This is a genomic window from Virgibacillus doumboii, from assembly GCF_902806455.1.
GTDB classification, from domain to species: domain Bacteria; phylum Bacillota; class Bacilli; order Bacillales; family Amphibacillaceae; genus Lentibacillus; species Lentibacillus doumboii.
Genome location: NZ_CADCWQ010000002.1, coordinates 368873 through 384798, shown reverse-complemented (window position 1 = coordinate 384798; position 15926 = coordinate 368873). Strand labels below are relative to the sequence as shown.

Annotated in this window: 15 protein-coding genes and 2 riboswitches; of the genes, 8 read left to right on the top strand and 7 right to left on the bottom strand. The window is 42.8% G+C overall.

Translation table 11 applies throughout. The annotated features are described in order from the left end of the window. Positions 1–93: 93 nt before the first annotated feature. The 5 genes from G6R02_RS18275 to G6R02_RS18255 form a co-directional block, all read right to left on the bottom strand. Positions 94–3798, bottom strand: a complete 3705-nt coding sequence (locus tag G6R02_RS18275; RefSeq protein WP_164670801.1) for a 5'-nucleotidase C-terminal domain-containing protein — start codon at positions 3796–3798, stop codon at positions 94–96. A 753-nt stretch (positions 3799–4551) separates the two neighbouring features. Further along, positions 4552–4974: a DUF4064 domain-containing protein gene (locus G6R02_RS18270; protein ID WP_164670800.1), complete on the bottom strand. Its 423-nt coding sequence runs from the start codon at positions 4972–4974 to the stop codon at positions 4552–4554. Positions 4975–5184: 210 nt separating this feature from the next. Then, a complete protein-coding gene (locus tag G6R02_RS18265) occupies positions 5185–6465 on the bottom strand; it encodes a S8 family peptidase (RefSeq protein WP_164670799.1) in 1281 nt (426 codons plus the stop codon). A gap of 286 nt (positions 6466–6751) precedes the next feature. Further along, on the bottom strand, positions 6752–7546 hold the full coding sequence (locus G6R02_RS18260; protein ID WP_205520251.1) for an N-acetylmuramoyl-L-alanine amidase: 795 nt from the start codon (positions 7544–7546) through the stop codon (positions 6752–6754). A gap of 121 nt (positions 7547–7667) precedes the next feature. Beyond that, entirely contained in the window at positions 7668–8576 is a 909-nt protein-coding gene (locus G6R02_RS18255; protein WP_164670797.1) for a phosphotransferase family protein, read from the bottom strand. A gap of 136 nt (positions 8577–8712) precedes the next feature. Beyond that, a riboswitch (TPP riboswitch) is annotated at positions 8713–8827 on the top strand. Positions 8828–8944: 117 nt separating this feature from the next. Here G6R02_RS18255 and thiW point away from each other — a divergent pair. The 5 genes from thiW to thiE all read left to right on the top strand — a co-directional run bounded on the left by thiW (position 8945) and on the right by thiE (position 12478). Continuing rightward, on the top strand, positions 8945–9439 hold the full coding sequence (gene thiW / locus G6R02_RS18250) for an energy coupling factor transporter S component ThiW (RefSeq protein WP_164670796.1): 495 nt from the start codon (positions 8945–8947) through the stop codon (positions 9437–9439). A gap of 9 nt (positions 9440–9448) precedes the next feature. Continuing rightward, a riboswitch (TPP riboswitch) is annotated at positions 9449–9552 on the top strand. 56 nt (positions 9553–9608) lie between these two features. Beyond that, a complete protein-coding gene (tenA, locus tag G6R02_RS18245; RefSeq protein ID WP_164670795.1) occupies positions 9609–10298 on the top strand; it encodes a thiaminase II in 690 nt (229 codons plus the stop codon). Beyond that, positions 10295–11098 (top strand): bifunctional hydroxymethylpyrimidine kinase/phosphomethylpyrimidine kinase, encoded by an 804-nt coding sequence (thiD, locus tag G6R02_RS18240; RefSeq protein ID WP_164670794.1) that lies wholly within the window; start codon positions 10295–10297, stop codon positions 11096–11098. Before tenA ends, thiD begins: the two co-directional genes overlap by 4 nt. Next, a complete protein-coding gene (thiM, locus tag G6R02_RS18235; protein ID WP_164670793.1) occupies positions 11099–11869 on the top strand; it encodes a hydroxyethylthiazole kinase in 771 nt (256 codons plus the stop codon). Between the two features lie 3 nt (positions 11870–11872). Continuing rightward, entirely contained in the window at positions 11873–12478 is a 606-nt protein-coding gene (gene thiE, locus G6R02_RS18230; protein ID WP_164670792.1) for a thiamine phosphate synthase, read from the top strand. Positions 12479–12606: 128 nt separating this feature from the next. On the opposite strand, the gene G6R02_RS18225 is transcribed toward thiE, so the two are convergent. After that, entirely contained in the window at positions 12607–13344 is a 738-nt protein-coding gene (locus tag G6R02_RS18225; protein WP_164670791.1) for a MerR family transcriptional regulator, read from the bottom strand. A gap of 171 nt (positions 13345–13515) precedes the next feature. Here G6R02_RS18225 and G6R02_RS18220 point away from each other — a divergent pair, with 171 nt between their 5' ends. The 3 genes from G6R02_RS18220 (at position 13516) to G6R02_RS20460 (ending at position 14948) form a co-directional block, all read left to right on the top strand. Continuing rightward, positions 13516–13983: a hypothetical protein gene (locus tag G6R02_RS18220; RefSeq protein WP_164670790.1), complete on the top strand. Its 468-nt coding sequence runs from the start codon at positions 13516–13518 to the stop codon at positions 13981–13983. Between the two features lie 82 nt (positions 13984–14065). Further along, complete coding sequence (locus G6R02_RS18215) at positions 14066–14251, top strand: hypothetical protein (protein ID WP_164670789.1); 186 nt, start codon at positions 14066–14068, stop codon at positions 14249–14251. A 151-nt stretch (positions 14252–14402) separates the two neighbouring features. Continuing rightward, positions 14403–14948, top strand: coding sequence for a CBO0543 family protein (locus G6R02_RS20460; protein WP_425509075.1), 546 nt, complete (start codon positions 14403–14405; stop codon positions 14946–14948). A 97-nt stretch (positions 14949–15045) separates the two neighbouring features. On the opposite strand, the gene G6R02_RS18210 is transcribed toward G6R02_RS20460, so the two are convergent. Next, positions 15046–15864 carry a squalene/phytoene synthase family protein gene (locus G6R02_RS18210; RefSeq protein WP_164670788.1) on the bottom strand — a complete coding sequence of 273 codons (819 nt, stop codon included), beginning with the start codon at positions 15862–15864 and terminating at the stop codon, positions 15046–15048. Positions 15865–15926 lie beyond the last annotated feature (62 nt).

Here is a 15926-nt window from a genome sequence, read left to right as displayed (position 1 = left end):
TAAACTTCGGCGATTTTCCACTTTCTATGAAACTGAAGCCCATTTCCCTTGCCTCTCGAAAAAATTCAGGAAGTGACAGTACTCCCCCAAGTGCTAGTAATTTTTAAATCCTTTTCCGTTACTGTCGTGCAAACTCACCTTCAAAACTTTTCCGGAGAAGTCCTTCATAACGAACTCTGCAGAATTTTCACCATTGGTAACGGTTAGAGTAACTTCTTTTTCCTTCAAAATGTCCACTTGCTTTTTATTCAGCAATAGTTTTCTCGGCTTTTTCTCATTGTAAATATCAATCACTACATGAACACCTTTATCAAGCGCTCTCAGATCTTTCGTATGAACCGTTGCAGTACCGTTATTATCTTTTGGCGTAACAACTACTTCCTGTGGTTCTTCTTCACCATCCGCAACAGTAATTCGTCCTTCTGGTCCATATTCAATCGGATTTTCCGCAGAACTGTTCTGGCTTTCAACGAAATTCACCGTAGCATCCAAGTCAGATGGTCCCATAACTGGATTTTCACCCAATTCACTGATTGGTGCATATTTTGAACCTGTTGACGTTCCCATATAATTATTAACCGTTAAGGTATATGTTTTATCCGGATCAACCGGCGTACCATCAGGCAGTGTCACATCAACAACCGTATTTGTTTCAGGGTCCCAAGTATAGTGGAAACCGCTTATGCTGTAATCCGGACCATAAGTCGGTGAAAGCTGTGCCTCAATTATCGGATAAAGATCCGCTCCTTTAATTTCAAACATCATCAGCGTATTACCAAATGGCTGGATGTTATACAGATCTCCCCAAGTAACTTCACCGGCAAGCAGGTCATCCCGGATTCCACCGCCATTCATCATTGCGAAGTCACTGTCCATTGCTGCTTTCATCCCATCAGCAATCAGATTCCCAAGGCCATGGTCCCCATCATTGGAGTAGTCACCTGTTAAATCTGTTGCATTGTAACCGACAACCTCATTCATAATTGGTGCAACCTGCTCGGCATATTTATCCAGAATCGATGCAACTTCCGGATCAGGAGTAACCTCACTATGGTTAACAAATACGACTTCCGCTTCTTTTTTAACAATATCTCCTGTTGTACGGTCAATTTCCAGATCAACGTCGGCAAATGCTTTACCATATTCTGACGCCTGAACGATCAGTTTATTATCAACTACGCCATCATTAACAACATGATTGTGTGCGGAGAAAATAACGTCCACTTCATCATCGACCGTATTGGCGAGGTCAGCCACCTGACCTGTTACGGTATCGCCACTTTGTTCACCCGGAATATGTGACAGCAGGATAATCGATTCTATCCCCTGTGCCTTAAGCTCTGTGACAGCTTCGTTCGCAGCAGCTGCGGCATTGGTAAATTCAATATTCTGGATCCCAGCTGGCATTACCATCCCGGCAGCTTCTTGAGTGATGACACCAACGAAACCGATTTGCTCACCATCAACTTCTTCAACATGATATGGCGGCAGGAATGTATCGCCTGTGTCTTTATACACACAGTTCGCGCATAATACAGGGAAGTTCATCCCATCATAATTTTCCGTTCCGTCCGGATGCTCTCCACCGTTAACCATCCGCAGCAATTCATCGGTACCTTCATCAAATTCATGGTTACCGACTGTTCCAACGTCAAATCCGATTGCTTCCATAATTTCAACGGTCGGTTCATCCTGAAGAAGCCCCGATACCGGTGAACTTCCGCCAATCATGTCTCCTCCATGGACAATCAGTGTATTCGGATTGGTCTGTTCACGAGCGCCGATTGCGGCAGCTGTATAATCCATTTTTCCATACATATTGAATGTGCCATCTCCATCAGGATCAAGCTCATATTGCTGATCAATTTTCCCGTGCAGGTCATTCATGCTTAGTAACTGCAGAGAAAGGTTATCATTTGACCCTTGATCATCACCTGCAAATGTGTACCCATTCTCCTGAGCAGCAGCTTCATCCCAGAAAAACACCCGCTTTTCAACCGGAACGTCTGCCCAATCCGCTGGCATGACATATTCTTTTGTATCTGAATTCCCGACATATTTATCAAATGCTTCGTTATTATCATGTGTCCGGAAAACGAATGGAAGTTCCAGAAGCGGATCTTCCGGATTCCAGATTCCCAGTCCAGCATCTTTTGCTTCTTTTACCGCATTTTGATAGGTCGGGTAAACTTCTTCGTTAAACGGTGCGATAAAGTACGAAACGGCATAGCCTTCCTGCACCATTTGCAGATTAATATTCATACCGTCTTCTTTGCGGATAATTTCCGCCAGTAATCTGCCATAATTATCTGTTGGTTCTTCACCGACTTTTACTTGAACTTTGTCACCGGGCTGAAGCAAATCTTTCATATAAGCTTTTGCCGCTTCACCGAATTCTTTTTGATTGGCATTGATTTCATCCCGTGCCGGGTTATCATTATGAGCCGTATAGGTTTCAGGTGTATCAATATTTAAAAATCGTACTTTTGTCGTACCCAGCACCGGCGTCTCCAGATGAATCGTATCGCCATCTGTCACACTGGCAACAGTAGATTCATAGGTTCCGGCTGCAGATGGCGGCTCCGGCTGTTCATCAGCCAATTGAATATCCGCTTGTTCAGTCGGGATCAGTTGATATGAATCATACTGGCTTACGATTGCTGTAATGTTATACCATTTCTCCGGTTCAATCTGTGAAACATCAAGCGCATTTTCCATCACCCGAAGTGTCGTGCCATTGAATTCCGAATCAATTAATGAGATATTGTACCCCCCGCCGGCTGGACTGTCAGGGATATTATCGATAAAACCATTAACCTGAACACGTTCACCTTCGTATGATTCTGCAACAGCAGGATCCTGAAGGTCAGCCAGTGTAATAGATTGCGCTTCCGGTAATGCCTGTCCACTTTCAATTATTTCCACGGAGGATGGAACAATTTCTTTTAAACCATTATACGAATCAAGCTCACCGGAAACTCTCACTCTATCACCTTTTGAGAGGTCAGGTAGTTCCCCTTGTTCAAATGCAAACAGATTGATGCCGCCTGTCTCGTCTTGTATGTAAGTTGTAAATTGTGCACCATTACTGATTGCATCGTTATCAGCGGTTATGATTCCTTCGACGGTTACCGCTGTTCCATCACTTAGCTGACGCGCATCCGCAATAGAGTATTCCGCTCCGGGATCACCTGGCTCATCTGGTGGATCCTCTTCACCGGCACCATCCATCGTGTGACTTCCCAGGTATGCAAATGTGTCTTTTGCATAATCGGCCCATTCCGTTTCAACATATGTCGGGTTAGCCTGTGTTACAGATGAGTCTCTTACCAGCGTGACGTCTTTTGCATAATCACTATCATTTCCAACCTCACCCAATACATCTATTGCACTATCATTCTTTGTTAGCACAAACGCGTCATCACCATTAAAATTAATAACAGCAGCGTTTTCCATATCTGTTTCTGCCAAAATCTCCGAACCTGCATTTCCATGTGCTACAACAAATACATCATTATGCTCCAATGTTCCTGACAATGTAACGGATTGACTAGCTTCAGTAGCACCATTACTGTACAATTCTAATTCGTAATTCGATAAATCCACTGGACTTCCTGTACCATTATAAATCTCGATTGCCTTGTTATACGAACTGCCTTCGATATACTCTGAGATGAATAAATCCTCTGCTGCCGCTTCACTACTTGCCGCATTCACTAGAATTGTAGAATAATTCATGAACACCAGCGTGAAAATAAGAAGCAGATTCAGTATTCTTTTCACAGTCGAATTTTTCATTGGTACCCTCCATTAATGATATATTGTGACACAATTTAGACTGTCTCACACTTTTAATATGGCATAATGAAATAGAGGATACAATTAACTTTTTGTTAAAAAATAGTAAATACAGACTATATTATCAGGTATTTTCAAAAAACAGTTATAAGTACCTATGTCAGGCGCCTGACTATTATCCTAGGCGGAATGTTTTTGCTGTAGGTATGATGTTTATGCGCTCGCGATGATGTTACGCTTTTAAATTGTTAAAAAAAGGTTGTTTTTGACACAAAATCCATAAACTGTGAACTACTTTAAATAAAGTTGGGTGCTACAACACCGCTACGGAAATACACTTCGCTTTCCGTGGGCGGCTGATGAGCCTTCTTGCTCCTACGTCGCTGCTTAGTCTCATCTAGGCCTCTGCTCCCACAGGAGTCTCAGCATATTCCTCCGCTAAGAGTTGCTGTATGTATCACGATAGAGTATCAATGTAGTTTTTTCGGGGTGGTTCAAACCAAAACAAGCAGCTGGAATATGCGAGACTCCTGCGGGAAGAAAAGCCTAGGTGAGACTACGAAGTGCCTTGGCACGAGGAGGCTCACCAGCTGCCCGCGGAAAGCGAGTATATTCCAGCTGCGGTGGCCAGAGAGCCTCATTAACTTATTACTGATCAGATTTAGTTCGCAATTTACGTCTACTTAAGTAACAAAACTTACGAGAAGAGTCTAAAAAAAGAGTAACCAATTCAGTTACTCTTTTTGCAGTTTCCTATTCCAATGGTTGTGGTTCTTTACGGGCCAGACACATAATTCCGGCGATTAAATAGAATATACCGCTGACGATACCTGCACCAAATGTAATCAGTGCTACTACAACGGACGTTACGATTAAAATAATTCCTGCTGCTTTCGGTTTTTTATTACCTTTAACTAATATGATTGCAACAATACCAAGAATAACAGCAATGATAGATACAATTGCAAGTACCCATCCACTGCCTCCAAGCATATCCATCGCGGCTTCAAATTCACCTGCTGCTACTTGGGGCTGTGTTTGCTGTACTTCGTTATTTATTTCGTTCAGCAATTGTTCATTATTAAATAACCAGCCCATAAATATACCTAATGCTGCAAACAGACCGTAAACTAATGCACCAATAACCGTTAACACAATTTCTCCTGTTCGACTCATCTCTGTACCTCCCCGAATGATCTTCTTTTAACATATGCAATAGGTAAATGGAATTATTCACCGTACACATACTTAACCAAGTGTATCACATATTCATCCAATTTTTCTTCCATTTTACTATTTATACGACCAGTAACACCAAAAGTTTCATATAGATTATAAAAAAACAAGCCAACAATTAAAGTTGACTTGGATTTACTTGGATAACTATTATATTAAATTGGCAGCATTTAAATAGCCATGACCCTGAACATTGGGGGGTTGTCCTATATCTTGACATGCATTAATAAGTTGTTCCTTAACTTGATCCGGGGATAGATTTGGTTCTTTCTGAAGCAATTGTGCAACTACACCTGCACATATGGGCGTAGCCATTGAGGTTCCAGATAATGATGCATAATTTGTGCCGACTCGTGATCCTGGACTTGTTTTATCAAGAAATGAGTTTGGAGACCTTAGTGAGATAATATTTACTCCGGGGGTTAATAAATCCGGTTTGGTCAAACCATCAATTGTGGGACCCCGGCTTGAGAAATCGGCTACCACATCGTCTGAGCGGTTAACTGTATTCGAATCGTTGGCAGCACCTACTGTAATTACTTTAGGACTGATTCCCGGGCTCCCGATTGTTTCCGGTTCAGGCCCTGAATTTCCAGCGGCTACGCATACAACCATACCATTCTGCCACGCTGCTTCAACCGCTTTTACAACTGGGTCATCTTCTGCAGATTCTTGCGCTGTTGAACCAAGCGATAACGATAGGACGTTAATATTAAATTCTGATCTGTTTTGGATACACCATTCAACTCCATCTATTACTGTTGAAAGTGAACCGGAACCCATTTTATTTAATACTTTTACCCCAATCAGATTGGAAGCTGGTGCTGGTGCCTCATACTCTCCATCAGATGAAAATCCATTACCTGCCGCATCACCTGCACAATGGGTACCATGTCCATTATCATCATATGGATCTGTATTGTTTTTAACGAAGTCTTTGAAGGCGATGATTCTTCCCTCTAAATCCTGGTGCGGATATATTCCTGTATCGATAATCGCAATGTTAACACCTTCTCCCGTTAAGCCGGTTCGTTTTAACTGATCGGATTTAATAGCCGGAGAGGCTACGTCAAGCAGAGCAGTCACTTTTTTATCATAATGGAACTTTTTGATAGGCTTACAATTTTCAAGCAAATATTCTAGTTTATTGATTGATATTTTAGTGGAGCAACAAGCTATGGAAGGGAATTGACGGAGATTAGGGCATTTTGCATCTTGCACATCACTAATGCCTGCCTTAAACGAATCTGATTCAAATTCAATAATTACCGGTAACCGCTTTGTCTTTTTTCTCACATACTCCAATGGCCGGTGCAGGAAACATGGAACAAACCGGAAAGGATGATAAAGTCGAACCAGTTCCCGGCGAAGGTTTTTATCAAATTTATGCCCCATTCGCCGGACCATTTGGATAATAGAAAAACCTAGCATGAACAATCCTTCCTCTCTTAGAAATTACGTGACACGATATCGTACGCAATCTTCTAAGAGAGTTCGTAATGAAATGGTGCAGAAATCGGCGAAAAAGGCAAATAACCAGCGAATTGGGTTTTGTAGCTTTCAATATTTTGCAGGAGATTTTTGCGAACTTCATAGAATTGATAGTGGATAAGTATTTATTTGTTTATGCAGAAGTAGATCCTCTAATAGCGAAACGAGGATCTACTAAACTAATAAGGCATTTACAGATTAACCTCTTCTTATATGACTGAGATATTTACGTTAAAATATAAGCATCTTCAATACCAGCATCCTTAACTTCCTCTAAACGGTTTTCAGCATTATCCCTGCTTGAAAAGGCACCTGCCTGAACACGATACCAGCGTTCACCGGAAATTGTTGTGGAATAAACGAATGCTTCAATTCTGTTTGATTGCAGAAAGGTCTCTCGTTCCTCCGCATTTTCCTCCGACTGAAATGAACCGGCGATCACCTTATAAATCGTGTCTGAATCATCCTGTTTACGCTGAAGATTGAATGCTCTTGCCAAACCATTCACATGACCTTGTGCTACCGTTTGGCGCCACGATTCTTTTCTCATTAAGGCAGCGTCATGTTCATTATCGATAAACCCGTTTTCTGTTAACAGAGCCGACATCGTCGTTTCACGCAACACATGAAAATTTGCTTTTTTCATTCCGCGGTCTCTAAGTTGATTAACTTTCGTAATTTCCGCATGCATAATATCCTGATATTCAGCTGTTGTCGAAGAATCAGACAGGCTGCTGTGAATATAGTCCTCATAGCCTTGGGCAGAGCCATTAAAAGCATTGCAGTGAATTGATAAATAATAGTCTGCATTCCAGGCATTTGCCTCATTTGTCCGCTCATCCAGGCTTTTATAGACATCACTTGTACGGCTCATTCTTACGTTTACATTCTCATAATTATTGTTTAATATCGAACGAATTCGAAGTGCTATATCCAGATTAATATCTTTTTCCTGTAAACCGCTTCCTTGAGCACCCGGGTCTGAACCGCCATGACCTGGGTCTAAATAAAGTTTCATCACGTATCCTCCATTTCTATTAAATTAGTACCTCATTTACATCGTATGAAAAATACTGCGATTGACTTAGACAAGTGTTTCCTTTCAGCGAATTTTGGCGAAAAATGGGCGGGTAACTATTAACTTATTTCATTAGGCTAACAAGATATTGGTCCAATCGTTCTTTCATCATCTGATTTGTAAGCCCCGTTACTCCAAAAGCCTTCCATCCGGGATAAACCTCTGGAGGACCAACCAGCATATCAGTCAAAGACAACAAGTCCCAATATGGATCATAGGTGAAATCCGCCCCTGCCTGGTGTTGATATGTCTTCAAAAATCCATCGGCTGTTTTGACACCATACAGCATCGCCAAGTTTACTCTGCAATGACCAATGTCAACACCACGGGGTCCTTTGCAGCCGTTCACCCAATCTACTACGCCGCTAACCTTTCCCTGATTCCATAACACATTGGCAGGATGGTAATCCCGGTGAATAAAACATTCTTTTACTTGAGGTCGTGGACCGTTCAGGAGATTAATAGCTTTTTTCCATGTTTCGGGCACACTGGACCAGCCAGGCACCTCAAATGTTGATACATCATTGTAGCTATTATGGTGGTAAGGAAAATCCTCCGCTTCGACTGCATGAATTTCAACAAGCGCTCCCGCCAGCTTGTCCAACCAATCATCCATATCGGCAGGCTTCAATTCAACCTCCCCATCCAGACGGGTCATTAAAACTGCCGGGACTCCGCATTCATCCCCCGTTTCATCAAAGGCAATAATTTCCGGACTGGCAACTGATGACTGCGTTGCCAATTCCAAAGCCTTCGCTTCGTGTAATGCTAAATCTGGTTCTTCCCTTAACCATTCATTATTATCAAATTGTCTGACGACATAATGATGTACCCTTGAGTCTGTTCGAAGTGAAATACTATGGACCGTTGACGATGTACTTCCTTTCAGCTGTTGGACCGTTTCAATTGTTGCTTTCGGATCGACATGAGTTACCACCCAATCGAGCACTCGTGATGGCAAATTTGCATGCATTTATATCAACAACCTCCCCTCGCCGATTAATTACAATTAGTATAGCAGAAAGCAGTGATTGCAGACTCCACCAAACTACCCATGACAAACTGCATTTCTTTTGTTATGCTTAAGCAGAACAGTTAAATAGTTCCAATTTCACTACTAGGGGTGCCCAAAATGCGGGCTGAGAGGAAAGTGCAAATAAACTTTCTGACTCTTATGGACCTGATCTGGTTAATACCAGCGGAGGGAAGTAGACTGCAATCTTGACTAGCAAACTATTTCAAGCCAGGTCCTTTCTATGGATCTGGCTTTTTATTTCCCCAAAACACTGTTCTTTTTAACTCCCTCTTCATGGTCCCATTCCTGACGAAAGGAGGATTTGATTGAATCGAACCAGATTGATGACGACGATGGCTGTATTTGTCGCAATTGGAACAATCGGCTCACAATTGCTGTGGTTTCCGGCTGGCGTTGCAAAAGCTTACCCAGTACAGCACGCAGTTAATGTGATGGCTGCAGTAACACTCGGCCCTGGTCCGGCAGTTGTGATTGCATTCATGATCGGACTGCTCCGAAATATGCTGGGACTTGGTACACTGCTGGCTTTTCCCGGCGGTATGATTGGTGCATTTTTAGCCGGAACACTTTACAAAAAAACCGGCAAGAAAGGCATGGCTGCATTAGGCGAAGCAATCGGGACGGGAATACTCGGCGCACTTGCCTCAGCTCCCGTGGCCAACCTCTTGATGGGCAGCTCTGCCGGCATGTTGTTCTTTTTGCCGTCATTTCTCGTCAGCAGTGTATCCGGTGCATGCATTGGCTGGCTTGTCGTCGCCAAAGTAAATCAGCGGCATCTATCACTTGAAAATCAATTATAATTTTTTAGGATGAACTGCTGGGGGCGCTGTTATGGCTGAGAAAAGGTTGTTCCTTTGTCCCTTGGAACCTGATCAGGATAATTCCTGCGAGAGGGAAGTAGTCGGACCGTTTAATGCCTAACTTTTTATTCCCCGGCAGTCTCCTTAACTATTTCGGGGAGGCTTACTTATGACATTTTCACAAGATTTACGTGAAGAAAATAAAGACGTATTCCAGGCTATTTTTGATCATCCCTTTGTTGATGGCATCGGGAAAGGTGATGTGCCGGATCAGGCAATTGCCCACTATATTAAAGCGGATTTTGAGTACTTGAATGCGTTTATGCGTATTTATGGCATTGCTGTTTCGAAATGCGACCTGCGTGAGGATATGCGTTTTTTTGATAAGCAAATTCAATTTGTATTAAACAGCGAAATTCATCCACATCACAATTTTTGTAACCATATTGGCGTTGGATACGATGAACTTCAGGGTTACCCACTGCCACCGACAGCCGACCATTATGTCAAGCACATGATGTATCATGCGCAGTTGGGCAGTCTGGGCGAGACGTTATGTGCTCTTTTGCCATGCCCCTGGACGTATCTCGAAATCGGCCAGGAGTTAATGGAAAAATATAAACCAAAAACAAGTCATCCGTTTTACGAGTGGATCCGTTTCTATGCTGATGACAAGATTGGTGCGACAACAATGGAAATGCGTAACCGTATTGATAGAATTGCGGAAAATTCCTCATTGGAACAGCAGCAAAAGATGAAAGAAGCATTCCGTAAAAGCTGCCAGCTCGAGCTTTCCTTTTGGGAAATGGCCTATACGTGTGAAGAATGGCCAATGAAAGATGTGGTGGTCAGCAAATGAATCAGATACCATGTGCGCTCACCATCGCAGGCACCGACCCAAGCGGCGGTGCCGGGATTCAGGCAGACTTAAAGACATTCCAGGAACTGCAGTCTTACGGGATGTCTGTGATAACATCCGTTGTTGCTCAGAATACAACCGGGGTCCAAGATGTACATCACCTGCCAGTGGAAATGATTGAAAAGCAGCTCGACACGATTATTTCCGACATTCCTTTCCAGGCATTCAAAACAGGGATGATTGCAGCAATTGACATGATGGAGGCAATTGCAGGAAGGGTTACCGATCTGGATGTACCGTTTATCATGGATCCGGTTATGGTTGCTAAAAGCGGAGATCCTTTAATCGCTAATGACGCACGGCAATACTTACGGGAAAAGCTTCTCCCAATGACAACCCTGATCACACCGAATATACCGGAAGCAGAGGATATCGTCGGATGGAAAATAGAAACCCCCAAGGAGATGGAAATGGCGGCAAAAGAAATCGTTCATAAGCATGGTGCTGGTGCCGCATTGGTAAAAGGCGGGCACCTTGAAGGTAAAGCGATGGATGTTTTGTATGATGGTAAAACGATAAACACTTATTCAGCGGAACGCATTAACACTAAAAACACACATGGAACCGGGTGCACATATTCCGCTGCCATCACTGCTTATATAAGCAGAGGCGAAACGATACCTGAAGCTGTAAAAAGGGCAAAGAACTTTGTGACCGCTGCAATACGTGATTCATTCCCATTGGGCTATGGAAGCGGTCCGACAAATCACTGGGCACAACGTCAGGAAAGGATGAAATAAGTGGATAAAAATATCATTAATAAAGTACGTGAAAACCAACCTTTGATACACCATCTGACAAATCAGGTGGTCATGAACTTTACAGCAAATGGTCTGCTTTCCTTTGGGGGAACACCTGTTATGGCAAAGTCCGAGGAAGAAGCATCTGATATGGCAGCAATTGCTGATGGTGTACTTCTTAATATCGGTACAGTAACAGCCCCTGATATTCCGGCAATGATTGCAGCTGGTCAGGCTGCGAATGAAAATGAAATTCCGGTTGTGCTTGATCCAGTTGGTGTAGCGGCAACACCATTTCGTACAACAGCGGTAAAAAGGATTTTAAAAGAAGTAAATCCAACTGTCATTAAAGGGAATGCCGGTGAACTCGCTCACCTTGTGCAAATTCCATGGAAAACAAAAGGAGTTGAATCAGTAGGTGACGGTAACCCCGATGAAATTGCAATGAAGGTTGCCAAGACCTACCAGACTGCCGCGATAGTCACCGGTAAGACCGATGTGATTTGCAGTGGTGGAGAGGTTCTGCACAATGACACGGGCAATCCGAATCTTGGAAGAATAACCGGTGCTGGCTGCCTGCTTGGCTCTGTATTAACCGCCTGCCTTACAACAGAAGATTCCTTTAACGAGCAAGCACTTGCTGCAGTTGAATTTTACGGACTGGCTGCAGATTTTGCCGCCAATCAAACGAATGTAAACGGGCCTGGCACGTTCATCCCCCGGTTTATGGATGCACTATCCCTTGAGCCTGAGGAACTGGAAAGGGGTTAGCCAATGAATTTTCGAAAATACCTTGTCATGGGCAGTCAGAATTGTAATGGAGATCCTGCACCAATTTTAGAAACTGCAATTGAATCCGGCATTACCGCATTTCAGTTCAGGGAAAAAGGTGACGGGTCACTCACCGGTGATGCCAAACTAAAGCTGGGAATAAAATTACGGTCAATTTGTTCCCGGCATAACATACCATTTATCGTTAACGATGATCTTTTCCTGGTTAAACCGTTGGAAGCTGATGGCATTCATGTAGGGCAGGATGATCATGATGTCCGGGAAGTCCGTGCTTCTTTTCCGTATAAAATTATTGGACTGTCCGTGTCAAATCAAGCTGAAGTTGCCAGGAGTCCAATCGATTTGGTTGATTATTTGGGTGCCGGGCCAATTTTCCACACCCCCTCCAAGGATGACGCGAAGAAACCCGTTGGCCCCGGGTGGATTAAACAATTGCGTATAGATTACCCGCATAAACCGATTGTTGGAATTGGCGGAATCAATGAAAGTAATGCCGCATCAATAATGGATTCAGGAGCAAATGGGGTTGCTGTGATTTCAGCGATAACCAGGGCAGACGATATTTACAAATCCATCCGGAAACTGTAATTAATCAGGGAAAGTTATCAACCAGTACCCTTCATAATTACTATCGTTTCCCAACCAAAAAAGGTGGCAAAAAAATTTAATATTTTTTTGCCACTAATTTGTTATGAGCTTCGATTATACTAGTAGAACTACCTATTTCTATCGGCATATACTGCCATTGCATCACGCATGAACACTGCCAGGCCTTCACCGAATTGATCGATGTTTTTGGTGAAACGTTCATCATCAACATACATTTGTCCAAGACCTTTGAATGCTTCAAGCGAGTAGTTGCCCATTCTGTTCAGGAAATTGTACCATTCGTTAATGCCTTCCTGAGCAACATCCGAGTCTGGTGACTCATGGCGAATTGCTGCCAGATCTCTGTAGATAGCATTAAATTCATCTTCAAAAGCTTTCTTCTCGCCTTTTGACATGTTGTTAATCTTGGCATTCGATTCATCCACGGCTTTATCCCCCCAGCGTTCACGTGCTTCCTGTTCGTACGGGTTATGGCTGAAATCAAAGCCTTCAAATTTTTCCTTATTGCTCATCTCAATCTCTCCTTTCGTGTGCTGGATTGTTTTATCAACAGTCGCGATCATTTGATCCAGTCTGTGCCGTTTCTCAAGCAGCATGTTTCGGTGCATTTCCAGGGCTTCTTCCCGGTCAAATGCGGGACTGTTGATAATTTCTTTTATTTTTTTCAAAGGGAAGCCAAGTTCTTTAAAAAATAATATTTGCTGTAATGCTTCCAGATCATGATCTGAATAGATACGATAGCCGGATTCGGTTGTTTCTTCCGGGGTTAACAGCCCGATCTCATCATAATGATGCAGTGTGCGCACACTGATACCGACCAAATCGGCAACTTCTTTTACTTTCATGTTGTGTAACCTCCCTTCACTAGTTACTATAAAGTATCACGTTACGTTAGAGTCAACATTCTTTTTAAAAAATATTATTGTTTTATTACTATCAATTATTAGCCCATACGCTGATAGACAAATCCCCATACAATGTAGAGAAGGAACTTTTAAGGGAGGAAATAATATCTAATGAATTATTATCAGCCACCACATGGTTATGGAAGGCAATTTAATCTTCCGGATTATTTTAACGATTTCTTTAATGGATCACAGGGTGGACAAAACTTTGGACCACCCGGGCAAACAGGCGGTGGGCCGCCGTTTGGGGGACCGCCCGGACAATCAGGTGGAGGACCGCCGGGATTTGCAGGCGGACCATCTTCTGCCGGACCTCCTGATTCACCGCCGCCATCATTCACACCACAAAAGCCGCAAACGCAGCAGGCACAAGGGGAATTCGGTGTCTTCGCTGTTGACCCGGGCGCCATCCAGGGCTGCTTGTTCCGCTTCACGTATATCTGGTTGAGATGGGACTCTTTCTGGTTCTTCCCAGTCTTTGTCGGCCGAAACTCCATCGCAGGATTCAGATGGTATGGAAACAGATGGGCCTATTATGGAGTAGATCTGGATAACGTAGAATCCTTTCAGTGTTTTTAGCGTGCCTGTCACTTCCCGAATTTTGCCGTTTTTTGTCGAAAGAACCACTTTTAGCTCCATTAAAGCGAAGGGGGGATTTTCGATGCATCATTCAGTAGCGCTTTATTTGGCATGTATATTAGCAGGTTTTGCACTTGCAAATATTCCGACATCTTCTGTCATTACTGCAGGAATTGCAACGTTTTTCCAAATAATTGGCGGGCTAGCGGTCATTGTATTTTCTCTGGCCATCCTGTATCTGGGAGTGAAATCGTTACTTGATAAATAATCCGGTTAGAAAAGAGACCGTTTGCCGCGGTCTCTTTCTTCTGCCTGCCAACAAGATATAAATCAGGATAATAATTTGCCATTTCCTCATAATAATAAATAACTTGATTAAATTATACGCACCTAGTAAACATAAAGGAGCAAATATAGCAATGAACCGGTCGATAATCGAAAAAAATTCGGAACTCTTCAGACAAGCTTATGAGGATAAATATCAATTATGGTTGGATCATATTTTATTTTCGTGGAGATGGTGGTTAGGCATAGTAATTATAGCTTTATGTTTGTGGGTTTGGTTTATATTAATGAAAAAAGAAAATGCAGACCGATTATTATTCACTGGCTTTTTTACCGCGCTTTTAGCAACATGCTTCGATTTAATAGGGGTATTTTTTGGCCTTTGGAATTACAGGTACGAGGTTTTTCCTCCTATCAATACATATCTGCCATGGGACCTTCTGGTAATCCCAACCTTAGTTGTTTTTCTTATGCAATTTAAACCGCATGTCCATCCTTTTATTAAAGCCATTATACTGGGAGTAATCACTTCATTCATAGGACTCCCTCTTTTAAACTGGCTGGATTTATACGAGCCGCTGAATTGGAACTATATATACTCTTTACCCGTTCAAGTAGTTATTTATTTACTGGCCGACCTTATTAGCAGAAGGGAAAGATTTGCACCATTAAGGGACTAAAATAAATCCTTTGAATAAGGTAAATGTCCAGATTTTAAAGATGACAGAATCCTAAAAACGGGCTGCCCCATGATTAATGTGACAGCCCGTCTCTCGATTAATTATTTTGAATATCCTCTACAATTGTTTCCACTTCATTACGGGAAATCTTCTCCCGTCCGTCTTTCAGCGCCTTAACGGTTCGTTTTGCCAGCGCCAGCGGGATTTGGCAAAACAGTTGAATGTTGCGGGTATGAATATCTTTCATATATTCATCAGCCTGTGCCAGGTTATTTTCTGTATAGCTGAACATATCAGCCCTGGTCCAGCCGTCCGGTACAAAATTCACACCGCGTTCGCTGTCCTCATCCTGATTCCGCAAAATATTTACTGCCTGCAACCCCCGGCCATAGCCGACAGCAAGGTCACGGTCTGTCTTCGTGCCATCATACCATTCCCAAATATCGGACAGCATAACACCTACAAGACCGGCAACATAATATGTATAATCGTCTAAGTCTTCTTTTGTCTTAACATTCCAATGTCTTTCTGCCCAGTCAGCCATTCCCCCGGCCATAATGGCGGTGGATTCTTTTACCTTTTCGACAATACCTTCCGGGCACACATCAATCCAGTCACCCAGTCTCAGCGTCACTTCAGGCAGGAGTTTTTCATATGGTTGAAGCAATTCACGATATGCATCTTTGTCAAATTCACTTTGCAGCAGAACTTTTGTCGACCGAAGCAGCCGTTGCTTCGTTTCCGTATCCAGTTCTTCATGATCTTCTATTTCATCGATTGCACGCATACATAAATAAGCCGAACCCACTGTTTTCTTTAATGTCGGCTTTAGTAATGTGATTGGTATGTAAAATGTTCTGCTTGTCTCTTTCAGGACGTGCATCGCATCTTTTTGCAACTTTTTTGCTTCACTCAACCGTTACGCCTCCCTTGATATTTTCTATTATAACAAAAAATAAGAGGTAATAATATTAAAAT

Excerpts from the sequence above, each read along its gene's own strand:
- G6R02_RS18215 (WP_164670789.1), top strand. The coding sequence starts at position 14,066 with ATGCATCATTCAGTAGCGCTTTATTTGGCATGTATATTAGCAGGTTTT.
- tenA (WP_164670795.1), top strand. The coding sequence starts at position 9,609 with ATGACATTTTCACAAGATTTACGTGAAGAAAATAAAGACGTATTCCAG.
- thiE (WP_164670792.1), top strand. The coding sequence starts at position 11,873 with ATGAATTTTCGAAAATACCTTGTCATGGGCAGTCAGAATTGTAATGGA.
- G6R02_RS18255 (WP_164670797.1), bottom strand. The coding sequence starts at position 8,576 with ATGCATGCAAATTTGCCATCACGAGTGCTCGATTGGGTGGTAACTCAT.
- G6R02_RS18270 (WP_164670800.1), bottom strand. The coding sequence starts at position 4,974 with ATGAGTCGAACAGGAGAAATTGTGTTAACGGTTATTGGTGCATTAGTT.
- G6R02_RS20460 (WP_425509075.1), top strand. The coding sequence starts at position 14,403 with ATGAACCGGTCGATAATCGAAAAAAATTCGGAACTCTTCAGACAAGCT.
- thiD (WP_164670794.1), top strand. The coding sequence starts at position 10,295 with ATGAATCAGATACCATGTGCGCTCACCATCGCAGGCACCGACCCAAGC.
- G6R02_RS18220 (WP_164670790.1), top strand. The coding sequence starts at position 13,516 with ATGAATTATTATCAGCCACCACATGGTTATGGAAGGCAATTTAATCTT.
- G6R02_RS18275 (WP_164670801.1), bottom strand. The coding sequence starts at position 3,798 with ATGAAAAATTCGACTGTGAAAAGAATACTGAATCTGCTTCTTATTTTC.
- G6R02_RS18265 (WP_164670799.1), bottom strand. The coding sequence starts at position 6,465 with ATGCTAGGTTTTTCTATTATCCAAATGGTCCGGCGAATGGGGCATAAA.
- G6R02_RS18225 (WP_164670791.1), bottom strand. The coding sequence starts at position 13,344 with ATGAAAGTAAAAGAAGTTGCCGATTTGGTCGGTATCAGTGTGCGCACA.